The 22,513-nt window shown below is 71.9% G+C and carries 21 protein-coding genes; 11 read left to right on the plus strand and 10 right to left on the minus strand.

Annotated elements, in window-relative coordinates; genetic code table 11:
- The 3 genes from FH610_RS32770 to FH610_RS32780 are packed head-to-tail and all read left to right on the plus strand — an operon-like array spanning position 1 to position 3,550.
- Positions 1 to 972, plus strand: coding sequence for an ABC transporter permease (locus FH610_RS32770; protein ID WP_240809337.1), 972 nt, complete (start codon positions 1 to 3; stop codon positions 970 to 972).
- Complete coding sequence (locus FH610_RS32775) at positions 969 to 1,811, plus strand: ABC transporter permease (RefSeq protein ID WP_139579108.1); 843 nt, start codon at positions 969 to 971, stop codon at positions 1,809 to 1,811. The genes FH610_RS32770 and FH610_RS32775 overlap by 4 nt, the downstream gene beginning before the upstream one ends.
- On the plus strand, positions 1,808 to 3,550 hold the full coding sequence (locus FH610_RS32780) for a dipeptide ABC transporter ATP-binding protein (protein WP_139579109.1): 1,743 nt from the start codon (positions 1,808 to 1,810) through the stop codon (positions 3,548 to 3,550). Before FH610_RS32775 ends, FH610_RS32780 begins: the two co-directional genes overlap by 4 nt.
- A 16-nt stretch (positions 3,551 to 3,566) precedes the next feature.
- Here the strand turns inward: FH610_RS32780 and FH610_RS32785 are convergent, their stop codons facing one another.
- Complete coding sequence (locus FH610_RS32785) at positions 3,567 to 4,169, minus strand: TetR/AcrR family transcriptional regulator (protein WP_139579110.1); 603 nt, start codon at positions 4,167 to 4,169, stop codon at positions 3,567 to 3,569.
- Positions 4,170 to 4,302: 133 nt separating this feature from the next.
- Between FH610_RS32785 and FH610_RS32790 the strand changes: the two genes are divergently transcribed.
- Positions 4,303 to 5,736 (plus strand): MFS transporter, encoded by a 1,434-nt coding sequence (locus FH610_RS32790; protein WP_139579111.1) that lies wholly within the window; start codon positions 4,303 to 4,305, stop codon positions 5,734 to 5,736.
- 44 nt (positions 5,737 to 5,780) lie between these two features.
- Here FH610_RS32790 and FH610_RS32795 read toward each other — a convergent pair whose 3' ends face one another.
- From FH610_RS32795 to FH610_RS32805, 3 genes are all read right to left on the minus strand, one after another.
- Entirely contained in the window at positions 5,781 to 6,971 is a 1,191-nt protein-coding gene (locus FH610_RS32795; RefSeq protein WP_139579112.1) for an LLM class flavin-dependent oxidoreductase, read from the minus strand.
- Positions 6,968 to 8,320, minus strand: a complete 1,353-nt coding sequence (locus FH610_RS32800) for an NtaA/DmoA family FMN-dependent monooxygenase (RefSeq protein ID WP_139579113.1) — start codon at positions 8,318 to 8,320, stop codon at positions 6,968 to 6,970. Before FH610_RS32800 ends, FH610_RS32795 begins: the two co-directional genes overlap by 4 nt.
- Positions 8,321 to 8,420: 100 nt before the next feature.
- Positions 8,421 to 9,119 (minus strand): GNAT family N-acetyltransferase, encoded by a 699-nt coding sequence (locus FH610_RS32805; RefSeq protein WP_139579114.1) that lies wholly within the window; start codon positions 9,117 to 9,119, stop codon positions 8,421 to 8,423.
- A gap of 322 nt (positions 9,120 to 9,441) precedes the next feature.
- On the opposite strand from FH610_RS32805, the gene FH610_RS32810 reads away from it, so the two are divergent.
- Genes FH610_RS32810 through FH610_RS32820 form a run of 3 tightly spaced genes read left to right on the plus strand, consistent with a single transcriptional unit; the run spans position 9,442 to position 12,152 of the window.
- Positions 9,442 to 10,404 carry an amino acid ABC transporter permease gene (locus FH610_RS32810; RefSeq protein WP_139579115.1) on the plus strand — a complete coding sequence of 321 codons (963 nt, stop codon included), beginning with the start codon at positions 9,442 to 9,444 and terminating at the stop codon, positions 10,402 to 10,404.
- A complete protein-coding gene (locus FH610_RS32815) occupies positions 10,401 to 11,165 on the plus strand; it encodes an amino acid ABC transporter ATP-binding protein (protein WP_139579116.1) in 765 nt (254 codons plus the stop codon). Before FH610_RS32810 ends, FH610_RS32815 begins: the two co-directional genes overlap by 4 nt.
- Before the next feature lie 18 nt (positions 11,166 to 11,183).
- Positions 11,184 to 12,152: an ABC transporter substrate-binding protein gene (locus FH610_RS32820; protein WP_139579117.1), complete on the plus strand. Its 969-nt coding sequence runs from the start codon at positions 11,184 to 11,186 to the stop codon at positions 12,150 to 12,152.
- 17 nt (positions 12,153 to 12,169) lie between these two features.
- Here the strand turns inward: FH610_RS32820 and FH610_RS32825 are convergent, their stop codons facing one another.
- From FH610_RS32825 to FH610_RS32845, 5 genes are all read right to left on the minus strand, one after another.
- Positions 12,170 to 13,159, minus strand: coding sequence for an Acg family FMN-binding oxidoreductase (locus FH610_RS32825; protein ID WP_139579118.1), 990 nt, complete (start codon positions 13,157 to 13,159; stop codon positions 12,170 to 12,172).
- A 178-nt stretch (positions 13,160 to 13,337) separates the two neighbouring features.
- Positions 13,338 to 13,946 (minus strand): hypothetical protein, encoded by a 609-nt coding sequence (locus FH610_RS32830; protein WP_139579119.1) that lies wholly within the window; start codon positions 13,944 to 13,946, stop codon positions 13,338 to 13,340.
- Between the two features lie 320 nt (positions 13,947 to 14,266).
- The gene (locus FH610_RS32835) at positions 14,267 to 14,716 is read right to left on the minus strand and encodes a VOC family protein (RefSeq protein ID WP_139579120.1); all 450 of its coding nucleotides are present in this window, start codon (positions 14,714 to 14,716) and stop codon (positions 14,267 to 14,269) included.
- Between the two features lie 200 nt (positions 14,717 to 14,916).
- Positions 14,917 to 15,774, minus strand: coding sequence for a hypothetical protein (locus FH610_RS32840; protein ID WP_139579121.1), 858 nt, complete (start codon positions 15,772 to 15,774; stop codon positions 14,917 to 14,919).
- A 144-nt stretch (positions 15,775 to 15,918) separates the two neighbouring features.
- Positions 15,919 to 16,503, minus strand: a complete 585-nt coding sequence (locus FH610_RS32845; protein ID WP_139579122.1) for a TetR/AcrR family transcriptional regulator — start codon at positions 16,501 to 16,503, stop codon at positions 15,919 to 15,921.
- 110 nt (positions 16,504 to 16,613) lie between these two features.
- Here FH610_RS32845 and FH610_RS32850 point away from each other — a divergent pair, with 110 nt between their 5' ends.
- On the plus strand, positions 16,614 to 17,171 hold the full coding sequence (locus FH610_RS32850) for a hypothetical protein (protein ID WP_139579123.1): 558 nt from the start codon (positions 16,614 to 16,616) through the stop codon (positions 17,169 to 17,171).
- Between the two features lie 104 nt (positions 17,172 to 17,275).
- Here the strand turns inward: FH610_RS32850 and FH610_RS32855 are convergent, their stop codons facing one another.
- A complete protein-coding gene (locus tag FH610_RS32855; protein WP_139579124.1) occupies positions 17,276 to 17,590 on the minus strand; it encodes a hypothetical protein in 315 nt (104 codons plus the stop codon).
- Positions 17,591 to 17,832: 242 nt separating this feature from the next.
- Here FH610_RS32855 and FH610_RS45520 point away from each other — a divergent pair, with 242 nt between their 5' ends.
- From FH610_RS45520 to FH610_RS32865, 3 genes are read left to right on the plus strand one after another with little or no spacing between them, the layout of a single operon-like run.
- Positions 17,833 to 18,243: an MFS transporter gene (locus tag FH610_RS45520; protein ID WP_338104602.1), complete on the plus strand. Its 411-nt coding sequence runs from the start codon at positions 17,833 to 17,835 to the stop codon at positions 18,241 to 18,243.
- Positions 18,204 to 18,785 (plus strand): MFS transporter, encoded by a 582-nt coding sequence (locus FH610_RS45525; RefSeq protein WP_338104604.1) that lies wholly within the window; start codon positions 18,204 to 18,206, stop codon positions 18,783 to 18,785. The genes FH610_RS45520 and FH610_RS45525 overlap by 40 nt, the downstream gene beginning before the upstream one ends.
- On the plus strand, positions 18,785 to 22,450 hold the full coding sequence (locus tag FH610_RS32865; RefSeq protein ID WP_139579125.1) for a nitrate reductase subunit alpha: 3,666 nt from the start codon (positions 18,785 to 18,787) through the stop codon (positions 22,448 to 22,450). Before FH610_RS45525 ends, FH610_RS32865 begins: the two co-directional genes overlap by 1 nt.
- The last annotated feature ends 63 nt before the right edge of the window (positions 22,451 to 22,513 follow it).

Raw genomic sequence — 22,513 nt, forward strand, 5'->3', positions numbered from 1 at the left:
GTGACCGGGCCGCCCGCGCGGCGGCGGCTTCCGGCCCTGCGCGCGCCCGCCTGGCTGGGCGCGCCGGTCCGGCGGCTCGTCTCGGCGGTCGCCGTGCTGTGGGCGGCCGCCACGACCGCGTACGCCGCCCTGCTGCTGGCGCCGGGCGACACCGTCGACATCCTCGTGGGCGACGGCGCCGACACGCCGGAGATCCGCGCGCAGATCGTCGCCGAGTGGGGGCTGGACCGGCCCGAGGCCGTGCGCTACCTGAGCTACCTCGGCCGCCTGCTGCACGGCGACCTCGGCCGTTCCTACCAGCTGCAGCGCGACGTCGGCGAGGTGCTGGCCGGGCAGGTGGGGCCGACGGTGCGGCTGACCCTGGCGGCCGCCGCGGTCGGCGTGGTGCTGGCGCTCGTCCTGGCGGTGGCGACGGCGGGCAGGTCGGTCTGGCCGCGCCGGATCGTCTCCGCCGCCGAGCTGGTGGCGGTGTCGGTGCCACAGTTCGTGATCGGCATCGTGCTGCTGTTCGTGTTCTCGTTCTCGCTCGGCTGGTTCCCCGTCTCGGGCGCGGCCGACCCGCAGGCGCTCGTCCTTCCCGCGCTCGCGCTCGGCCTCCCCGTCGCCGGCGTGCTCGGCCAGGTGCTCAGAGAGGGCCTGGAACGCGCGCTGGAGCAGCCGTTCGCGGTGACGGCGCGCTCGCGCGGCCTCAGCGAGCGTGCCGTGGTGGCCCGGCACGCGCTGCGGCACGCGCTCCTTCCCGCCGTCACCCTCACCGGCTGGTTCACCGGCGTCCTGCTCGGCGGGGCCGTCATCACCGAGGCCCTCTTCGGCCGCCCGGGGCTCGGCCGGGTGACGATGCAGGCCGTCAGCGCCAAGGACATGCCGGTCGTGATGGCCGTCGTCATCCTGTCCGCGGCGGTGTACGTGACGATCAGCGCCCTGCTCGACCTCGCCTACCGGCTCATCGACCCCCGGCTCAGGAGCGCATGATGGCCGCCGCCGCCCCCGCTCTCCGGCCGGGCGCCCGCCCGCGTCCCGGCCTCGTCCTCGCCCTGCTCGTCCTGGCCGTCCTGGTCGTCGCCGTGGCGGCCCCCGGCCTGGTCACCCGGGTCGATCCGCTGGCGGCCGACCCGCTGCGGGCGCTGGCCCCGCCCGGCGCGGGCCATCCGTTCGGCACCGACCACCTCGGCCGCGACGTGTTCGCCCGCGTCGTGTACGGCGCCCGCCACTCGCTCGGCATCGGGGTCCTCGCCACCGCGCTCGCGGTGGACGCGGGCTCGCTGCTCGGCCTGGCCGCCGGGCTGGCGACCCGCCTGGCCGGTGAGGCACTGGCCCGCCTGTTCGACGTGCTGTCGACCTTTCCCGAGCTGCTGCTCGCGCTCCTGGTGATCGCGATCACCGGCCCCGGCACATGGAGCGTCGTCGCCGCTATCGGGATCGCCCAGATCCCCACGTACGCGCGGGTGGTCCGGGCGCAGACGTTCGTCGTGCGCCGCTCCGGCTACGTCGAGCAGGCGGTGACCTTCGGCCACTCCCGGGCTCGCGTCGTCGCCCGGCACGTGCTGCCCAACGTCGTGGGGCCGGTCCCCGTGCTGGCCACGATGGGGCTCGGCCAGGCCGTCATCGCCACATCCGGCCTGAGCTTCCTCGGCATGGGCCCCCAGCCGCCCGCCCCCGAGTGGGGCACCATGCTGGCCGAGTCGCGGGACTACCTGCGCGTGGCCTCGTGGGTGGCCTTCGCTCCGGGAGTGGCCCTCACCCTGTCGGTCGTGTGCCTGACGGTCGCCGGGCGGCACCTGCAGCGGCGTTTCGAGGGAAGGACACCATGACAGAGCTCGCGATCATCCGTGCCCACTCCGCCCCCGACCCCGCCGCCGCCGCTCCTCCGCTCGTCGCGGTGGAGGACCTGCGGGTCTCCTTTCCCGCCTCCGGCGTCGAGGCCGTACGCGGGGTGTCGCTGTCGATCGCGCCGGGGGAGTGCGTCGCCCTGGTCGGCGAGTCGGGATCGGGCAAGAGCGTCACGGCCCGCGCCCTCATCGGCCTGGCGGGCCCGGGCGCGAAGGTGCGGGCGTCGGCCTTCCGCGTCGGCGGCGGGGACGCCCTGACCTTCGGCCCGCGCGAGTGGCGCCGCCTGCGCGGCCGGTTCGCCGGACTGGTCCTGCAGGACGCCCTGGTCTCGCTCGATCCGCTGCGCACCGTGGGGGCCGAGATCACCGAGGTGCTCGCCGAGCATGACGTGGTGCCCCGCCAGGCCCGCCCGGAGCGCGTCCGATCGCTGCTGGAGGCCGTGGGAATCCCGGACCCCGAGGTGCGCGCGCGGCAGCATCCGCACCAGCTCTCCGGCGGGCTGCGGCAACGGGCTCTGATCGCCTCCGCCATCGCCGCGGAGCCGGAGCTGATCATCGCCGACGAGCCCACGACCGCCCTCGACGTGACCGTGCAGGCCCAGATCCTGCGGCTGCTCGCGGACCGGAAAGCGGCCGGGACGGCGCTGCTGATGATCAGCCACGACCTCGCGGTGGTGGCCGCGGTCGCCGATCGCGTCCTGGTCATGAAGGAGGGCCTGGTGGTCGAGGAGGGTCCGGCACGGGACGTGCTGACGGCTCCGCGGCACGACTACACCCGGGCCCTGCTGGCCGCCGTGCCCTCCGCCCTGCAACCCTCCACCTCTGGGCCCTCGGTGTCTCCTGCGCCTTCCGCGTCCGCGGCGCCTTCCGCGTCCGCCGTGCCTTCCGCGTCCGCCGTGCCTTCCGCGTCCGCCGTGCCTTCCGCGTCCGCCGTGCCGCGCCGGCCGGATCGCTCCCACGGGGCCGCCCCGCGTGGTCCCGTGCTCGCCGCCGGGGGGCTGTCGGTCGCGTACGGCTCGCGCAGGGCCGTGGACGACGTCTCCTTCCGCCTGCACGCGGGGGAGACGCTCGGCGTGGTCGGCGAGTCGGGATCGGGCAAGACGACCCTCGCGCGGCTGGCCCTCGGCCTGCTCGCGCCGGACGCGGGTGAGGTGACCCTGCGGGGAGGCCCGTGGAGCGGCCTGCCCGAGCGGCGGCGGCGCCCCCTCCGCCCGGCCGTCCAGGTGATCGCGCAGAATCCGCTCGACTCCTTCGACCCGCGTCACACGGTGGACCGCCTGGTCGCCGATCCGCTCTTCGCGCTGCCGAGGCGGCGGCGCCGGGAGCGCGCCATCGAACTGCTGGGCCGGGTCGGGCTACCGCCCGAACTGCTCGGCCGGCGTCCGCGCGAGCTGTCCGGCGGCCAGCGGCAGCGCGTGGCCATCGCCCGCGCGCTCGCGTTCCGGCCCGAGGTGCTGATCTGCGACGAGCCCGTCTCCGCGCTCGACGTGTCGATCCAGGCCCAGGTGCTCGACCTGCTGGCCGAGATCCAGGCCGAGGACGGGACGGCGCTGCTGTTCATCTCCCACGACCTGGGCGTCGTACGCCATCTGAGCGACCGGGTCCTGGTGATGAAGGACGGCCGTGTGGTGGAGGAGGGGGACGCCGGCGAGGTCTTCCATCACCCCCGGCACCCGTACACCCGGGAGTTGCTCGCGGCGGTGCCCCGGCTCCCCGAGTGAACCGGTGCGGCGAGGGTCAGTGCGGCAAGGGTCGGTCTTCGCGGATGGTGATGCCCTCCAGCACCAGCCGCAGGAACCGCGGGCTGCCGTCTCTGCCGGAGGCGGCCTGCTCGCGCACCCAGGCCGCGCCGCTGAGGAGGTCGAACAGCTCCTCGGGTGTGAGGTCGGGCCGCACCCTGCCGGCCGCCTGGGCGGCGCGCAGCAGGTCGGCGCCGCTGCGGTGCATCGCGGCGCACATGGCGTGGGAGGGGGTGCCCTCGTCGTACATGCTCCGGGCGAGGATGCCGACCAGGCCGCGGAAGGTGCTGAAGTGCACGACGGCCTCGCGCATCCACTCGGTCAGCGCGTCGAGGGGATCCGGCCCGGCGGCCAGCCGTTCGGCCCGGGCGACGAGGTTCTCCAGGCCGTCGCGGGTGGCGGCCTCCACGAGTGAGGCACGCGTGGGGAAGTGCCGATACAGGGTGCCGATGGCGACGCCCGCCTGGCTCGCGATGTCCTCCAGCGAGGCGTCGGCGCCCGAGGTCTCGAACGCCTTGCGCGCGGCGGCGAGGATGGCGTCGTAGTTGCGCCGGCCGTCCGCGCGCTTCGGGCGCCGGGCGATGTAGGGCTTGCCGTCCATCGGTACCTCCCGCTTGACATCCTGAGGTTACCTCATCTTGAATCTTGACCATCAACCTGAGGCAACCTCAGGATAATTCCGTCGACTTACCTGAGGGCATCTCACCTTATTTCTACGGACCGTGGAGGTCTCCATGAGCACAGACGGCACCACCACGGCCGGCGACGTCTCGGCCGGCCTGCCCCGTGAAGGCCACGACCGTGCGTGGGCGCTCGCGCTCGCGGCGATCGTCGGTGCCGAGTTCATGCTGCAGCTTGACGGCACGATCGTGAACGTCGCGCTCCCGGCCCTGCAGTCCGACCTCGGCCTGTCCGTGGCCGGGGGATCGTGGGTGCCGAACGGGTTCCTCCTCGCCTTCGGCGGGCTCCTGCTGTTCGCCGGCCGCCTCGGCGACGCCCTCGGGCACCGGAGGGTGTTCCTCGCCGGGCTCGGGCTGATCGTGGTGGCGTCGCTGGTCGCCGGCCTCGCGCCGAACGCGGCGGTGCTGATCGCGGGCCGGGTCCTGCAGGGCGCGGGCGCCGCCGTCGCCGGCCCCACCGGCCTGGCGCTGCTCGCGATCGTCTTCCGGGGCGAGCTGCAGCAGCGGGCCTTCGGGCTCTACTCCACGGTGACCGGTCTCGGAGCCTCCGCGGGCATGGTGCTGGGCGGTGTGCTGACCTGGGCGGGGGACTGGCGCTGGAGCTTGCTGGTCAACGTGCCGATCGGGCTGGTCGTGGCCGCGCTCGCCGCCCGGGCGCTCGGCGTGCGCGACGAGGCGACCCGGTCCCGCTCGCTCGGCCTGCCCCGTGTTCCTGGAATGCGCAGCGCGCTGCTCAGCACCGCCACACTCGCCGCCGCCGTGTACGGCCTCGTCCACGCCGCCGAGAAGGGCTGGGGCGACCGCTGGACGCCGACCGCACTCGGCGCCGCGGTCGTGCTGGCCGCGGTGCTGCTCCTGGTGGACCGGCGGGCCGCCGAGCCGTTGCTGCCCCTGGCCGTCCTGGCCGGGCGGGAGCGGGCCGGCGCCTTCGCCGGCCTGCTGCTGCTCGCGGCGGTCCTCACCGGCTTCCTGATCTACCTGGTGCAGTATCTCCAGGGGGTGCTTCACCTCGACGCGCTGCGCAGCGGCCTGGCCATCCTGCCGTTCGGCCTGGCGCTGCTCGTCAGCACGCAGATCCTCACCGCCCGCATCGCCGCGGTCGGCCTCAGGACCCGTGCGCTGCTCGGCCTGGCGGTGGTGCTCGCCGGGGCCGCCTGGCTGACCCGTCTCGACGGCGGCAGCGCCTACGCCGCCGATGTGCTTCCGGCCCTCGTCGTCATGGGGCTGGGCGTCGGCGTGGCGATCATCCCGCTCAACATGATCGTCCTGACCACCGTCCCGGCCGAGTACGCCGGGGTCGCCGCCGGACTGCTGCAGACCGCGCTCACCATCGGGGGTTCGCTCGGCCTGGCCGCCATGCTGATCCCGCTCGGCGCGAACGGTCTCGCCGAGGGCATCTCGTCGGTGTTCGCCTGGGCCTGCGGCGCGCTGGTCGCCGCCCTGCTCGTCGTGGCCGCCTCCTGGTATCGCCCGGGAGTGCGGGGCTGACGCGCCGCACCGCCCGAGCCGGCCGGCTCGGGCGGTGCGGCCGCTCACGACGCCTTCGCGTAGCGGCTGGCCGGGCGGGCCAGACCGAGCCGCCCGCGCAGGTCCACCGTGTCGTACGCCGTCCGGAACGCGCCCGCGTTCTGCAGGGCGGGCACCAGGGACCTGGTGATCGCCACCAGGTCGTGAGGCAGCTCTCCCGGCCGGAGGCGGAATCCTTCCAGCCCCGCCTCCCGCCACTCCAGCAGCAGCCCGGCGAGCTCCTCGGGGGTGCCGGTGAAGACGTGGGCGTCCGAGTCGAGCTCGGCGCCGTCGAGGTCGTCCAGCCGGGCCTTCCGGCCGGCCGCGTCGCGGGCGTCGAGGAAGACCACGAGATCCGCGAAGATCCGCAACGGCGGCTCGGTGCGTCCGACGGCCGCCTCCGCCGCCCGGACGCTCTCGACGATCGCGGCGGCGTCTTCCCGGTCGCGTGGCGTGACGTACACGACGTCGGAAGACCGGGCCGCGAACTCGTACGGCAGCGTGTCGTGGGCCAGGGACGTGACCAGCGGCTGCCCCTGCGGGGAGCGCGGCGTGATCGAGGGGCCCTTCACACTGAACCACTCGCCGCGGAAGTCGATGTAGTGGAGCCTGTCGCGGTCGACGAACCGGCCGGTCGGGACGTCGCGGATCTCGGCGTCGTCCTCCCAGCTGTCCCACAGGCGGCGGACCACCTCGACCGCGTCGGCGGCCTCGGCGAACAGGTCCAGCACGTGCTCGCCGAAGACGGGATCGCGGTCGCGAGAGTAGTCCTGCGGCGGGAACGGGGGACGGCGGCCGAAGTGGGCCACGTGGTCGGGGCGGCCGGAGATCTGGGGCCGCCAGCCGGCCCTGCCGCGGCTGATGTGGTCGAGCGAGGCGATGCCGATCGCGACGTGGAACGGCTCGGTGTGGGTCGTGCCGGCGGTCGGCACGAGGCCGATCCACGAGGACAGCGGGGCCACCCGCGACGCGATCAGCACCGCGTCGAGCCGCCCGCGCACCTGGTCGAGTCGCCCGTCGGGCTCGTTGAGGTGGGAGGACTGGAGGCCGAGCGCGTCCTCGAAGGTGACGAAGTCGAGCAGGCCGCGCTCCGCCTCCGTGACGAGTTCGGCCCAGTAGCCGGGGGTGAACAGCCGGTCCGGCCGAGCGCCCCCGGCCCGCCATGCGGCCGGGTGCCAGCCCGCCCCGTCCAGCGCGACGGCGAGATGCAGGGTCATGAGGTCTCCTCGATGCGGTTCGGAGTGCGGGGGGCGAGGCCGAGGTGGTCGCGGAGGGTGGGCCCGGTGTAGTCGGTTCGGAACACGCCCCTTTCCTGCAGCAGGGGGACGACCTTGTCGACCAGGTCGTCCAGCCCGCCGGGAGTCAGGTGGGGCACGAAGATGAAGCCGTCGGCCGCGTCGGTCTGCACGAAGTGGTCGATCACGTCGGCGACCGACCGCGGCGTGCCGATGAAGGTCTGCGGCGCGGAGACCTCGATGGCGAGCTCGCGGATCGACAGGTTCTTCTCCTCGGCGAGGGCGCGCCACTTGGCCACCAGCTCGCCGCGGTCGCGGCGGAACGCCGCGTGGCCCTTGGACACACCCTCGTCCAGGTTCGGCTCGACGTCGGGCAGCGGACCGTCCGGGTCGTATCCCGACAGGTCGCGGCCCCACACGGCCTCCAGGAAGTAGATCGCCGTCTGCGGGCTGACCTGCGCGCGGCGGATCTCGACGGCCCGTTCCGCGGCCTCGGCCTCGGTGTCGCCGAGCACGTACGTCACCGCGGGAAGGATCTTCAGCTCCTCCGGCCGCCGGCCGTAGGCGGCGAGCCTGCGCTTGACGTCACGGTAGAAGGCGCGGCCCTCCTCCAGCTTGCTGTGCCTGCTGAAGATCACATCGGCCGATGACGCGGCGAACTCGCGGCCCTCGTCCGAGTCTCCGGCCTGGATGATCACCGGGTGGCCCTGCGGGCCCCGCGGCACGTTGAACAGTCCCGAGATGTCGAAGTGCCGGCCCTGGTGCCGGAAGGGGGTGACGCCGCCGGGCCGCAGGAACCGCCCCGACTCCGGATCCGCGGCCACCGCGTCCGATGCCCACGAGTCCCACAACTCCCTGGCGGTCTGCAGGAACTCCTTGGCCCGGGTGTACCGGTCGGCCTCGTCCAGGAAGCCGCCCCGGCGGAAGTTCTCCCCGGTGAAGGCGTCGAAGCTGGTCACCACGTTCCACGCGGCCCGGCCGCCGCTCAGGTGGTCGAGCGTGGCCAGCCGCCGCGCCACCTCGTACGGTTCGTTGAAGGTGGAGTTCACCGTCGCGGCGAGCCCCAGGTGGGTGGTGACGGCGGCCAGGGCGGACAGAACCGTGAGCGACTCCGGGCGTCCCACGACGTCCAGGTCGTGGATGTGTCCCTTCGCCTCGCGCAGCCGCAGTCCTTCCGCCAGGAAGAAGAAGTCGAACTTCCCGCGTTCGGCCGTCTGGGCCAGGTGGCGGAACGAGTCGAAGTCGATCTGACTGCCCGACGCGGGGTCGGACCAGACCGTGGTGTTGTTCACGCCGGGGAAGTGCGCGGCGAGATGGATCTGCTTGGTCACGGGGGACTCCTGACGTCTCGGCCCGGTTTGCGCCACGGTGAAGAAAACCTAGTAACACAGTAGGGATACTCGGTTTTGTCGTCAATCATCCGGCCTTCGCTCATGCGACCGGTACGTCGGCGGGCACCCGGATGGTGGCGAACGTCGTCCGCCGGCGGAGGCGGAAGCCGAGCGCCTCGTACACCCGGATCGCCGTGGTGTTGCTCGCGGCGGCGTGCAGGAACGGGGTCTCGCCGCGGGCGCGGATGCCGGCGGCGACGGTCAGCACCAGCCGTGACGCCAGGCCCTGGCGACGGAAGGCCGGATCGGTGCAGACCGCGCTGATCTCCGTCCAGCCGGGCGGGTGCAGTCGCTCCCCGGCCATCGCGACCAGCGCGCCGCCGCGGCGGATGCCCAGATAGGCGCCCATCTCGATGGTGCGCGGCCGGAACGGTCCCGGCTGCGTGCGTGCGACGAGGTCCAGCATCTCCGGCACGTCCGCCGCCCGCAGGCGGACCGCCTCGTCGTCGCGTGCGGGGACCACGTCGTCGCCGACCAGTTGCACGCCTGCGCCGTGCGCGACCACCTCCCACCCGTCCGGTGCCGCAGTGGCCTCACCGGTGACCGGGACCGTCGTGCCGGGCCCCGCGAGCGCGGCGAGGTCGCTCCATTCCGGGGGGCCGGGGTCGTCGGGCAGCGCGAAGAACGGGGAGACGTCATCCGGGTAGCGCAACGCGCTGCCGCGCCGTTCGGCGAAGCGCCCGTGCGGGCCGGTCAGCGACGCCCACACGGGGTTGTCCAAGAGGTGCCGGTCGCTCATCGCGGCTCTCCCCGGGACACGTCGTGGCCGGTGCTCACGCGCCCACCTCCATGGCCGTCTCGTCGCGGGTGCGGCCGTCGCCGCGCACATGCGGGGACGCGCATTCCTTCGGCATCGGACCTCCTAATCACTCGTCCTCATGCGGAGGCATTCTAGGCAATAACCCACTAAACAAGTAGGTCTTGACGGTATTGTTTCCCTGTGCTGAAGATAGAGGCATGTCGGACGCCCGCGATCAGCGCGGTCGCCGGGAGGGTTGATCCATGACTGTCGAGCCCTTCGCGCTCAATTACGTCCACTTACCTCACGCCGCGGAGGCACGATGACCGCGCCCGCCGTGCTGGAGGAGGCGGCGGCGGAGTCCGCCGGCTCGCTGACCGTGATCAAGGCGCGTCACCCGGGACGCTGGATCGCCGGCGCCGTGGTGGCGGTGCTGCTGGCGATGGCGGTCAACGCGCTGGTCACCAATCCGGCCTGGGACTGGCCGGTCGTCGGCGCGTACCTGTTCCATCCCTCGGTGCTGCACGCGGTCCTGTTCACCGTGGAGCTGACCGCGCTCGGCATCGTGCTCGGCTTCCTGCTGGGGACCGTGCTCGCGCTGATGCGGCTGTCCCGCGTCCCGCTGCTCGCGTCGGCGGCCTGGGGCTACGTGTGGCTGTTCCGCTCGGTGCCGCTCATCCTGCAACTGCTGTTCTGGTACAACCTCGCCGCCCTGTACAAGCAGATCTCGTTCGGGGTGCCGTTCGGGCCCGCATTCTTCTCCGTCGACTCGATGGACCTGATCGGACCGGTGACGGCCGCCGCGCTCGGCCTGGCGCTGCACCAGGCGGCGTACGCCGCGGAGATCGTGCGCGGAGGCTTCCTGTCGGTAGACCCGGGCCAGCTGGAGGCGGCCGCCGCGCTCGGCATTCCGAGGGCCAGGCAGATCTTCCGGATCCAGCTTCCACAGGCCATGCGGTCGATCGTCCCGGCGGCGGGCAACGAGATCATCGGCCTGGTCAAGGGCACCTCGGTCGTCTACATCATGGCGCTGCCCGAGCTGTTCTACCAGGTTCAGGTGATCTACAACCGCAACGGCCGGGTGATCGCGATGCTGCTGGTGGCCGCGATCTGGTATCTCGTCCTCACCACGGTGCTGTCGGCCGCGCAGTACTACGTGGAACGCAGGTTCGGCCGGGGCCTCGCGCGGGCCCTGCCGCCCACGCCGCTGCAGCGGGTGCGCGGGATCCTCACCGTACGGCGGGCCGCGCGGCGGCAGCGCCCGGCCCGGGGCGGGCGGCGATGAGCACACCCATGGTCGACGTGCGCGGTGTGCACAAGAGCTACGGCCCGCTGGAGGTCCTGCGCGGAGTGGACCTGCAGGTCCACCCCGGCGAGGTGACGGTGATCATCGGTCCGTCCGGGTCGGGCAAGTCGACGCTGCTGCGCAGCATCAACCACCTGGAGAAGATCGACCGCGGGTACGTCGCCATCGACGGCGAGTTCGTCGGCTACCGCCGGTCCGGTGACCGGCTGCACGAGCTGCGGGAACGTGAGATCCTGCGCCGGCGCACCCAGATCGGCTTCGTCTTCCAGAACTTCCACCTGTTCCCCCATCTCACTGTCCGGGAGAACGTGACCGAGGCCCCGATCTCGGCGCAGGGCCGCCCTCGCGGCCAGGCCGAGGCGCTGGCGACCGAGCTGCTGGCGCAGGTGGGCCTGTCCGACAAGGCCGACGCCTATCCGCGGCAGCTGTCCGGGGGACAGCAGCAACGCGTCGCGATCGCCCGGGCCCTGGCCCTGCGGCCCAAGGTCGTGCTGTTCGACGAGCCCACCTCGGCGCTCGACCCCGAGCTGGTGGGCGAGGTGCTGGAAGTGATGAAGGCCCTCGCCCGCAGCGGCACCACCATGATCGTCGTGACCCACGAGATCGGCTTCGCCCGTGAGGTCGCCGACACCGTGGTCTTCATGGACGCCGGTCAGATCGTCGAGCACGGCCCGCCCCGGCAGGTGCTCGACCGGCCGAGGCACCACCGTACGCGCGCCTTCCTCAGCAAGGTGCTCTGAACCCTGAAGGACGATCGCATGTCACCATCCCGGTTATCCGTGCTCGGCGTGTCCGCTCTGCTGCTGGCCGCCTGCGGCACGGTTCCCGACGACGCGGCCGGCGCCGCCGCCGCTGCCGCGGCCCCACCCGGCGTCTTGAAGATCGACACGAGTCCGGAGCAGAACCGGATCCGGGCCGAGAAGGTGGAGGCGATCGCCGCCGAGGTGCCCGCCGAGATCCGGGCCAAGGGCGAGTTCCTGATCGGCACCTCCACGTTCGAGCCGCCGCTGTCGTTCGTCGCCGACGACAACGTCACCCCGATCGGCGTGGAGGAGGACATCGCCTCCCTCGTCGCCGACGTGCTCGGCCTGAAGCTGCGCATCGAGGCCACGTCGTGGGAGAACCTGTTCCTCGCGGTGCGGTCCGGCAAGTACACCGCCGGCTTCTCCAACATCACCGTCACCGAGGAGCGCAAGGACGTCTACGACTTCGCCACCTACCGGCTGGACCAGCTGGCATGGGAGGTGCCGAAGGACAGCACGATCACCTCGATCGCCAAGCCGGCCGACGTCGCCGGGCTCAGTGTGGCCGTGGGCTCCGGCACCAACCAGGAGAAGATCCTGCTGGGCTGGGACAAGCAGAACCGCGCAGCCGGGCTGAAGCCCGCCCAGATCCAGTACTACAAGCAGGCGGCCGACACCTACCTGGCGCTCAAGTCCGGCCGGATCCAGGCGTATTTCGCGCCCAACCCCACCTCCGCCTACCACGCCGCGGTGAGCGGCGACACGAAGATCGTGGGCACCTACTCCGGCGCCGGCCCCACGCTCCAGGGGCTCATCGCCGCGATGACGCAGAAGGGCAACGGTCTGGCCAAGCCGATCGCCGACGCCCTCGACGCGCTCATCAAGGACGGCACCTACGCCAAGGCCCTCGCCCGCTGGGGCCTGTCCAACGAGGCCGTCCCCGAATCCCTGGTCAACCCGCCCGGCCTGCCCCGCGAGCAGTAGGCCATCTCGGCGCCGGCTCACACAGCGCAGCCTTCGCGGGTCCCGGCCGGAGAGGTTCTCAATTCAGCGGCGGGGCGGCGGGGTGCGCGGGGGACCGCGGGGCCGTACCCCAGCCGAATGATCATCTGGATGTGCCCGCGCCGGTGGTGGGGATCGCTGCGGCGGCGCATGTCGCGCAGGTCAAGCGGCTGGTTGAGGAACGAGGCCGAGATGCCGTGGACGGTCGCGGTCAGCAGCAGGCGTTGCAGCGCCTGGCCGGCGCGCAGCCAGTCGGCGGGGCCGTCGCCGGCGGTGGTGAGCACGGCAAGCTGGGGACGGGACTCGAAGTGGACCGGCCCGCGCTCCTTGTGCCCCCCGAAGTCCCGGACCGGTGCCGGGTCGTCGGCGCAGCCGGGCCCCCGCACGTAGGACGGCAGGCCGTCGCGCCGGTTTCCGCTCATCGTCCACGCCCGTAGCTCGGCCTGGTAGTCGCCGTCCTTGGCGAGCTCGTCGTCGGCGATGGCGATGTGTTCCAGCAGGTCCGCCGCGGCGTGCCTGCCGAGCATGACCAGGCAGGCCCTCTCGCGGGCGGCCGCGTGGCGCAGGTCGGCGAGCACATGCGGGGGAAGCGGCCGTTCGCTGAAGGGTTCGCGGTTGGTCCGGCGCAGGCCGATGCGGTCGTACAGCTCGCGCGTTTCCACAGAAGCCGGTCCGTACGGCGACACGCGGACGGCGGCCAGGAGCCGTGGCTCCTCCGCGGTGTTGGGCAGGAGCCAGATCAGCGGCCGGTGACCGGCCGTCCGCACGGCGAGCCGGAGGTTGAACAGGGCGGCGCCACAGCTCACGTGCAGCGAGCGACCGCGGGGGTCGCTGACCCGCAGCCGCCGGTCGGGGTCGGCCAGCAACTCGGCGAACTCCCCGCGGACCGCTTCGAGCCGCCAGGGCTGCGTGTTGAGCACCGAGGGCGCCTGCCCGGCGGCGGTGAGCAGCCGGTGGAAAGCGCGTTCTGCGGCGAAGGGAGAGTTCACGGCGCACCTTCTTCAGGGAGGTCTTCTGCCTTCAGGGAGGTCTTCTGCGGGGCTCGCCGTCGTCACGACGGAAGCACGCCGGGCGGCCGGGCCAAGCCGGCGCCCACCCCCAGGGGGCCGGGGGTGGGCGCCGGAGTCTGCTGGGTGAGAACCGGAGTCTGCTGGGGTGAGAATCGGTCTACTTGAGGATCGGGAAGCGGCGGACCAGGGGAGTGGCGGCCCACTGTGTGCCGAGTCCGAGGGTGGTGCCGGCGCCGGTGAGGGTGAGGCCGGCCAGGACGATGGCGTAGACGATGTGCTCGTCCATGAAGGGGTTGGTGGTCAGGGGCAGTTCGGCGGCCCACATCATGAGTAGGAGCAGCCCGCCGGTGGTGGCGGCGATGCGCATGCCCACGCCGAGGATGAGGGCGGTGCCGATGCCGACGAGGCCGGTCATGAACAGCCAGTCGACCCAGGGCTGGCCGGCGAGGGTGTTGAACAGGCCGCCGAAGGTGTGGTCGGCGGTGCCCTTGAGGAAGCCGGTGGTCGGGCTGCCGCCGTTGATCCACGCTTTGGCTGTGGGGGTGGCGAAGCCCCAGCCGAACAGCTTGTCCAGGAAGGCCCACAGGAACACCCAGCCGATGGCGATGCGGGCGGCGGCCCAGGCGTACCGGGCCGGGCCGGCGGCGGTGGTGGTGGCGGCGGGGATGGTCTCGCCGTGCGTGCGGGGGGCGGGGACGGTGACCGCGGTGGGAGCGGCGTCGTGGAGGCGGTCGTTCCTCTGGTTGCGCCCTTGGGTGGTGGCCATGACCGGCCCCTTTCAACGTCTTTGCTCTCTTGTGACACCTCAAGGAAACCGCGATCACCGGCCGTGCCGCAGGAGCCGTACGGCACGCTCCGGTCGTCTCGAAGTCCCGTGATCGTGGGACCTTCGGTCCAAGCCCGGCAGACGGGGCTTTCGCGGTCGAGTCCTACCGGGCTGCGGCCTCACCGACGCTGACCGGCATCGGCTGAGTGGTCACCCGCACCCCCGGAAACCGTCGCGGACATCCCCTCGGGCACTGGGCCCGGCCGCTGCGCGGGCGGGCGGAGACGCGGGACAGCCGTGATGACCAGCGGAAAACGGCGCTAGACCACGTCGAACTCGTTCCCCTCGGGATCCACCATCGCCACCGCATAGTGATCAACTCCGGGTTGCGACAGCACCCGCACAACGGACGCCCCCGCCTGGACAAGCCGCTCCACTTCGGCATCCACCCGCGCTTTCCGGGTCTCCAGCGGTACGTCCTCCCGCTTGCCGCCGACCTTCACATCCAGGTGGAACCGGTTCTTGACCGCCTTGCCCTCAGGCACCTGCTGAAACCAGATCCTCGGCCCGTGCCCCTCGGGATCGACGATGCTGTCGCTGCCGTCGCCCTCGCCCAGTTCGTCCTCGGGCACTCCGACACTGCGCCAGTAATTCCGCCACGTGTCGAATCCGCCCGGCGGCGGCTCCACCGTGTACCGCAGCGCGCCCGCCCAGAACCGGGCCATCCGTTCGGGTGCCGCACAGTCAATGACCAGCTGATAGGAAACCATGGCAGCCATCCTGCCGCCCCCGACCGACAATTGCCGGCGCACGGTCCGGACGGGAGGGGGCCGCCTCCATCCATGTGACCGAAGATCGTCGACGAGTGGGCGCCCCTTCCCCTGCGGACTGTCCATCTACCTGCCACGTGAGCGACTTCGATCCTCCAGCAGGCCCGCCGGCAGGCGACGGGAGTCGATGGGGGAAAGTGTCACCCGCGGCCGGCGCGGCACGTGTTCCGCGCACGACGGCAGAGGACGGGCAGTGCGCTTATAGCGTCCACGACCACGCGGTCACCCAGCGGCTTGTCGAGCCTTATGAGGCCCTTGCCGAACCCGCCGACGCCTGCGCACGGGCCGGGGGCCTCGTAGGGGAGGTCGATCCCCAGGACCACCACGTCCGGCTCCTCCCGCACTCGTACGCTCACGGGAAGCGGTTCACTGGTGCACCGGCCATAGTCGTAACCCACCAGCAGTGTGCGTTCGTCGAGGACCTCGAAGTCTGTGATCTGCTCGTCGGCCAACGAGTAGTCGCCGACAGCGTCCTCGATCGTGCCGACCGCCTTCTGATCGACCGCGACATGGTCTATCGGGCCGGGAAGGTTCGAGAAATACAGCCGCCAGGCGGGCAGGGTCGCCATGCCGCGTGAGGTCCTCAGCCGCATCGTCGTGAAGGTGGCGCCGGTCAGCTTGTACTCCTCGTCATCGGGGAAGGTGTACTCCTCCGGCCAGGCGGACAACGCCATCAGCGCCTCTCGCGGTCGGATCACGGGGACCCGCATCGTGGACCCGTCGTCCCACCGGATCCGCCCCTCAGCCGGCGGAGCGGGGAGCGGGCCGGCCACGACCCAGCCGTACTCATGGTTGATGCGCTCGCGCGTCTTGCGCGACATCGTGCTCAGGTCCTCGAACGGGACGAAACCCGTACGCCAGATCTTCGCGGCGCCGCTCGTCCGCCAGGTCGAGACGGCCCATGTGGCGTTCTCCCCGAACGTGGGCCGTCCCCTCAGACCAGCGCTACCGCTGAGAAGCAGCACCACAGCCAGAAGCGCTCCGGCCAACCGCACCATGCAGTGATCTTGCCAGAACCGTCGCCACACGATCGGCGACGGAACAGCCGTCAGCTGAGCCCAGCCCGATAGAGGGGCACCCCACCATCCGCGTACGGGACGCGGGTGCGCGTACGTCAAGGACTACCTGAGAAGCGGGCGGGCTCATCTCCCTGGCGAGTCGCCGGTGCCGATGACGGCCCGGCTACTGCGGAGGAACGAGGCGGCGACGGTCGCCGGCTGGTCGAGGTATCCGGCGACCATGGCGCCATCGCGGATCAGCATCAGGTCGTCGGCGACGTCTCCGGAATTCGTGAGACCGAGCGGGGCGACGAGCTGTTCGAACGTCGTCTTGTTCCAGCGGCGATGCGCGTCGACGGCCTTGCGGATCGGGCTTTCCGGGTCAGGGTATTCGGCGGCGGCGTTGATGAAGGGACAGCCGCGGAAGCCTGGCGCGCAGGCGATGATCCCGATCGCCTCGGAGATCACCCGCAGGGTGGCATCGACATCGCCGTCGCCCTGTTTGATCGCATCGCCGATGCCGTCCCGCTCGAGTGCGGCGCGGCGTTCGAGGTAGGCGACGACGAGGTCGTCCTTGCTCTTGAAGTGTCGGTAGAACGTCACCTTCGTCGTGCCGGCGAGGTCGATGACCTTGTCGACGCTCACCGCGCGGAGCCCGTGCGCGTAGAACAGCTCGGTCGCCGCCTCAAGGAGGCGCTCACGCATGGGGCTGTTCATGCTCGAGATCATACGCGTCCCTCCTCTTCGCCCCTTGCGCCGGACCTCGGCGCCGAGCTACTGTCAGCGCGGTAGAGTTACTAGTCATTCTACCTAATCCCCCTACCGAAAAGAGATAGAGAATGACCACCGCCACTGATGTGAAAGCCAGCGGCACTGCCGCCGCGTTGCGCAACCTCTACCTGGTGCGATTCGGATTCGCCCTCATCTGGGCGGTCCTGCTGTTCCTGACCGGACCAGGTTCTGGCCCAGTGAGTGTGGCACTGCTCGTGATCTACCCGCTGTTCGACGTCGCCGCGGCCATCGTCGATCTGCGCTCCTCGAAAACCGCGCGCCCCGCCGCGGCCCTGTACGTCAACCTGGCCCTCAGTCTGCTCGCCGCCATCGGCCTTGCCACCACGGCCGCCTCGGGCGTGCCCGCAGTGCTGCGCGTCTGGGGCGCTTGGGCGATCACCGCCGGAATCGTGCAGCTCATCGTGGCGGTCAGCCGCCGCAGGCTCGGCGGCCAATGGGCGATGATCCTCAGCGGGGCGATCTCCACGATCGCCGGGACGGGGTTCATCCTCCAGGCCGGTACGCCGACCGCATCGCTGACAAGCCTCGCCGGGTACGCGACCGTCGGCGGCGTCTTCTTCCTCATCTCCGCCGTGCGTCTGCACCGCACCGCGAAGAGCACCTGAAACCCCGTCCCGCTGCCGGAGCCGTCAGCCGCTGACCACGGTGTTTCCTGAGCAGGCGCTGCGCGTCGGCGAGAGAGCCAGACCTGGGAGCGGCGTCGCGGCGGTCACCGGCGTCCGTGAGTGGAGCAGGACACGGCCACATGGGCGACCACCGGCTCACCGCGAACGGCCCGATACGCCTCACGGGCGGTGGCGCGGATGCGTTCCGGACATGTGGAGGCGGTGAGGCGGACGGACACGTAGACGTGCGCCATGCCGTCCACCTCCGCCAGGCGGACGTCGTCAACCACGTCGGTGAACGCCTCGTGCAGGGCCTCCCGCACCGCGAGCCGCGCGAGCGGACCCGTGGCCTGTTCGCGGTGCTCTTCGTCCTCCTGGGGCCGGGGGATCGGACGGGGTTGCCTGCTCAGGATCGTCATGACCCAACCGTCCCGCCGGCCGCCCCCGCGCGTGGAGGGCCGAAGGTCCCCTGATCTCCCGACGGTCGTCGGCTTCCGAGAGGCGGCACGAGTCAGACGTGCACGCGGCGAGGGGATACGGGCGATTCGGGGGATACGGGATGGTCTTCTGGGTATCGGCTGAAGGACCAAAGTCCCTGACGTCCCCGCCGGTCCCAACGGAAAGGTGAGGCGGAAAGATCCTCTTCCCCCGGAGGAACGGAATGACAGTCGGCACGGCAGCCGTCCACGAGACGCGAGAGGGCGGCCGCACGACCGCGTTGATTCTGGCCACGGCAGGGTTCGCGGTGAACTTCTGGGCGTGGGCGCTGCTCAGCCCGCTCAGCTCGACCTACAAGGAGATGCTCCGGCTGACGCCGTTCGAGGCGTCGGTCCTGGTCGCGATCCCGGTCATCGTCGGGTCGCTGGGCCGGATCGTGCTCGGTGCGCTGACCGACCGGTACGGCGGGCGGCTGATGTTCGCGGTGGCGAGCATGCTCGGCGTGGTCCCTGTTTCGCGGCGTTCGGCCGCGAGGCGCCCGGCACCCGTCGCGCGACCGAGCCTTTCCTCGCCAGGTTCCTGGCCGCGGGGCGGTTGCGCGTCACCCGGGAACTGGCCGCGATGTACGCGCTGACCTTCGGCGGGTTCGTGGCGTTCGGCGCCTACCTGCCGCTGTATCTGAAGGCGGTCTACGGGCTGTCCACCGCCGACGCGGCCGCACGGGCGGCCGGGTTCGTCGTGCTGGCCACGCTCGCCCGGCCGGTGGGCGGCTGGCTGGCGGACCGCTTCGGCGGCGAGATCGTGCTCTCCGGGGCGCTCGCCGTCGCGGTGGTGTGCGCGGTCGCCGTGTCGTTCGCCCCGCCGATGCCACTGGCGACGGCCGGTTTCCTGGCCATGGCGGCCGCGCTGGGCCTGGGCAACGGGGCCGTGTTCGCGCTGCTCGGCCGGGCCGTGCCGGCGCACGCGATCGGCAGCGCGACCGGCGTGGTCGGCGCGGTCGGCGGTCTCGGCGGATTCCTGCCGCCGATCGTCATGGGCCTCATCTACCAGGCCACCGGTTCGTACGCGATCGGGCTCATGCTGCTGGCGGCCGTCGCGGCGGCGGCGCTCGTCTACTGCTGGTTCGTGCTGCGGTCTCCCGGGATCGCCCGCCTGACCCAGGAAGAGGGAATCTGATGTCGAGGATCGACGGGCCGGTCAGCGACGCCCTGCTCGGGCTGGGACGCCACCTGCGCCGCGGCGAGGTGTCGCCGGACCTGCGCACGCTCCACCAGGTCGGCGGGCGGCAGGGCGACGTGTTCTACCGGGACCGGTGGAGCCACGACAAGGTGGTGCGCTCGACGCACGGGGTGAACTGCACCGGGTCGTGCTCGTGGAAGGTGTACGTCAAGGACGGCATCATCACGTGGGAGGCCCAGCAGACCGACTACCCCAGCGTCGGGGACGACCGGCCCGAATACGAGCCGCGCGGCTGCCCGCGCGGCGCGGCCTTCTCCTGGTACACCTACTCGCCGACGCGGGTGCGCTACCCGTACGCCAGGGGCGTGCTGGTGGAGATGTACCGCGAGGCGAAGGCACGGCTGGGCGACGCCGTGGCGGCCTGGGCGGAGATCACGACCGATCCCGTCAAGCGCCGCCGCTACCAGGAGGTCCGGGGCAGGGGCGGCCTCGTCCGCGTCTCCTGGGACGAGGCCGCCGAGATCGTCGCCGCCGCGCACGTGCACACGATCAAGGCGTACGGGCCCGACCGGATCGCGGGTTTCTCTCCGATTCCGGCCATGTCGATGGTCTCCCACGCCGTGGGCGCGCGGTTCGTCTCGCTGCTCGGCGGCACGATGCTGTCGTTCTACGACTGGTACGCCGACCTGCCGGTGGCCTCGCCGCAGGTGTTCGGCGACCAGACCGACGTGCCGGAGTCGGCGGACTGGTGGGACGCCTCCTACCTGATGCTGTGGGGCTCCAACGTCCCGGTCACCCGCACCCCCGACGCCCACTACATGGCCGAGGCCCGCTATCGGGGGCAGAAGGTCGTCGTCATGGCCCCCGACTACAACGACGCGGCCAAGTTCGCCGACGAGTGGCTGTCCCCGCACCCCGGCACGGACGGCGCCCTGGCCATGGCGATGGGCCACGTGATCCTCCGGGAGTTCTTCGTCGAGCGGCAGACCCCCCGCTTCCTCGACTACGTGAAGCGCTACACCGACCTGCCCTTCCTCGTACGGCTGCGCGAGCACGACGGGGCGTACGTGCCGGACAAGTTCCTCACCTCGGCCGACCTGGGCGAGGAGGGCGAGGAAGCCGCCTTCAAGACCGTCCTGCTCGACGCCCGCGACGGCGAACCGGTGGTGCCGGGCGGCTCGCTCGGCTTCCGGTTCTCCGCCGAGGGCGAGGGCCGCTGGAACCTCGACCTCGGCGAGGTGGACCCGGTGCTCACCCTGGCGGACCAGGGGGAGGCGGCCGAGGTGGCGCTGCCCAGGTTCGATGACAGGTTCGACGACAGGTTCGACGACCCCGGCGCGGGAGTGATGCGCCGCGGGGTGCCCGCCCGCCGCGTCGGCGGCCACCTGGTGACCACGGTCTTCGACCTGATGCTCGCGCAGTACGGCGTGGCCCGCGACGGGCTGCCGGGGGAGTGGCCGTCCGGCTACGACGACCCGGCGCAGCCGTACACCCCAGCCTGGCAGGAGGCGATCACCTCGGTGCCGGCGGACGCGGCGGCGCGCATCGCGCGGGAGTTCGCCCGCAACGCGGAGGAGTCCGGCGGCCGCTCGATGATCATCCTCGGGGCGGGGACCAACCACTGGTTCCACTCCGACACGATGTACCGGGCGTTCCTCGCACTGGTCACGCTCACCGGCTGCCAGGGCGTCAACGGCGGAGGCTGGGCGCACTACGTCGGGCAGGAGAAGTGCCGCCCGGTCACCGGCTGGGCGCAGATGGCCTCCGGCCTGGACTGGTCCCGCCCGCCCCGGCAGATGATCGGCACAGCCTACTGGTATCTGCACACCGATCAGTGGCGCTACGACGAGCACACCGCCGACGTGGTGGCCTCGCCGCTCGGCGGCGGCTTCACCGGTCGCACCAGCGCCGACCTGCTCGCCCAGTCCGCGCGCCTGGGCTGGATGCCGTCCTATCCCACCTTCGACCGCAATCCGCTCGACCTGGCCGACGAGGCCGAGCGCGCCGGCCGGGAGACCGGCCCGTACGTGGTGGAGCAGGTGCGCGCGGGCCGCCTCGGCTTCGCCTGCGAGGACCCCGACGCGCCGGAGAACTGGCCGCGGGTGCTCACCGTGTGGCGGGCCAACCTGCTCGGCTCCTCCGCGAAGGGCAACGAGTTCTTCCTGCGGCACCTGCTCGGCGCCTCCGACGCGGTGCGGGCGGAGGAGAACGGCCCTGACCGGCGGCCCGGCGACGTGACCTGGCGGGACGAGGCGCCCCGGGGCAAGCTCGACCTGCTGCTGTCGCTGGACTTCCGGATGACCTCGACCACGTTGTTCTCCGACATCGTGCTCCCCGCGGCCACCTGGTATGAGAAGCACGACCTGTCGTCCACCGACATGCACCCGTTCGTGCACGCGTTCACCCCGGCCATCGACCCGCCGTGGCAGACGCGCACCGACTTCGCCGCCTTCCATGCCATCGCCCGGGCGTTCAGCGCGCTGGCCCGCGACCGTCTCGGCGTACGCCGGGACGTCGTCGCCGTGCCGCTGCTGCACGACACGCCCGACGAGATGGCCAGTCCGCACGGACGGGTGCGCGACTGGCGGCAGACCGGCGAGGAGCCGGTGCCCGGCCGTACGTTCCCCAAGATCGTCGTGGTGGAGCGGGACTACGGCGCGATCGCCGACAAGCTGGCCGCGCTCGGCCCGCTCGCCGAGCGCCTGGGCGCCACGACCAAGGGCGTCACGTTCGACGTCGCGGCGGAGGTCGAACGGCTGGGCAGGGTGAACGGAACCGTGCGCGGGGGAACGGCCGACGGCCGGCCCTCCCTGGCGACCGACGTCGCGATGTGCGAGACGATCCTCGCGCTGTCCGGCACCACCAACGGCCGGTTGGCGGCCCAGGGGTTCGCGACCCTGGCCCGCCGCACCGGCACCGACCTCGGCGGGCTTGCCGACGAGCACCGGCGGATCACCTTCGCCGACACGCAGTCACGCCCGACACCGGTGATCACCTCGCCGGAGTGGTCGGGCAGCGAGACCGGGGGCCGCCGCTACTCCGCCTTCACCATCAACGTCGAGCACCACAAGCCCTGGCACACCCTCACCGGCCGCCAGCACTTCTACCTCGACCACGACTGGATGCAGGAGGCCGGCGAGGCGCTGCCCGTGTACCGGCCGCCGCTCAACACCGCCGCCGTCGCCGCGGGGCCGGGCGGCGAGGAGGGCATCGTGGTGCGTTACCTCACCCCGCACTCCAAGTGGTCGATCCATTCGGAGTATCAGGACAACCTGCTGATGCTGACGTTGTCGCGGGGCGGACCGACCATCTGGATGAGCCCGGCCGACGCGGCGCGGGCGGGCATCCGCGACAACGACTGGGTCGAGGCGGTCAACCGCAACGGCGTGGTCGTCGCGCGGGCCGTGGTCTCCCACCGCATGCCCGCCGGGACCGTGTACATGTACCACGCCCAGGAGCGCGTGGTGGACGTGCCGAAGAGCGAGACCTCCGGCCGCCGCGGCGGCATCCACAACAGCCTCACCCGCCTGCTGATCAAACCCACCCACCTGATCGGCGGGTACGCGCAGCTCAGCTTCGCGTTCAACTATCTCGGGCCGACGGGTCACCAGCGCGACGAGGTCACGGTGATCCGCCGCCGCGCCCAGGAGGTGGACTACTGATGCGCGAGCGAACCCGACGCAGTGAGCGGAGTGGTCGGCCGAGGCCCTGCCGGATGGGCGCGC

The sequence above is a fragment of the Microbispora catharanthi genome (assembly GCF_006334915.2).
In the GTDB taxonomy this organism is placed as follows: Bacteria; Actinomycetota; Actinomycetes; order Streptosporangiales; family Streptosporangiaceae; genus Microbispora; species Microbispora catharanthi.

Coding starts and splice junctions, on each gene's coding strand:
- FH610_RS32775 (WP_139579108.1), top strand. CDS start 969: ATGATGGCCGCCGCCGCCCCCGCTCTCCGGCCGGGCGCCCGCCCGCGT.
- FH610_RS32780 (WP_139579109.1), top strand. CDS start 1,808: ATGACAGAGCTCGCGATCATCCGTGCCCACTCCGCCCCCGACCCCGCC.
- FH610_RS32785 (WP_139579110.1), bottom strand. CDS start 4,169: ATGGACGGCAAGCCCTACATCGCCCGGCGCCCGAAGCGCGCGGACGGC.
- FH610_RS32790 (WP_139579111.1), top strand. CDS start 4,303: ATGAGCACAGACGGCACCACCACGGCCGGCGACGTCTCGGCCGGCCTG.
- FH610_RS32795 (WP_139579112.1), bottom strand. CDS start 6,971: ATGACCCTGCATCTCGCCGTCGCGCTGGACGGGGCGGGCTGGCACCCG.
- FH610_RS32805 (WP_139579114.1), bottom strand. CDS start 9,119: ATGAGCGACCGGCACCTCTTGGACAACCCCGTGTGGGCGTCGCTGACC.
- FH610_RS32810 (WP_139579115.1), top strand. CDS start 9,442: ATGACCGCGCCCGCCGTGCTGGAGGAGGCGGCGGCGGAGTCCGCCGGC.
- FH610_RS32815 (WP_139579116.1), top strand. CDS start 10,401: ATGAGCACACCCATGGTCGACGTGCGCGGTGTGCACAAGAGCTACGGC.
- FH610_RS32820 (WP_139579117.1), top strand. CDS start 11,184: ATGTCACCATCCCGGTTATCCGTGCTCGGCGTGTCCGCTCTGCTGCTG.
- FH610_RS32830 (WP_139579119.1), bottom strand. CDS start 13,946: ATGGCCACCACCCAAGGGCGCAACCAGAGGAACGACCGCCTCCACGAC.
- FH610_RS32835 (WP_139579120.1), bottom strand. CDS start 14,716: ATGGTTTCCTATCAGCTGGTCATTGACTGTGCGGCACCCGAACGGATG.
- FH610_RS32840 (WP_139579121.1), bottom strand. CDS start 15,774: ATGGTGCGGTTGGCCGGAGCGCTTCTGGCTGTGGTGCTGCTTCTCAGC.
- FH610_RS32845 (WP_139579122.1), bottom strand. CDS start 16,503: ATGATCTCGAGCATGAACAGCCCCATGCGTGAGCGCCTCCTTGAGGCG.
- FH610_RS32850 (WP_139579123.1), top strand. CDS start 16,614: ATGACCACCGCCACTGATGTGAAAGCCAGCGGCACTGCCGCCGCGTTG.
- FH610_RS32855 (WP_139579124.1), bottom strand. CDS start 17,590: ATGACGATCCTGAGCAGGCAACCCCGTCCGATCCCCCGGCCCCAGGAG.
- FH610_RS45520 (WP_338104602.1), top strand. CDS start 17,833: ATGACAGTCGGCACGGCAGCCGTCCACGAGACGCGAGAGGGCGGCCGC.
- FH610_RS32865 (WP_139579125.1), top strand. CDS start 18,785: ATGTCGAGGATCGACGGGCCGGTCAGCGACGCCCTGCTCGGGCTGGGA.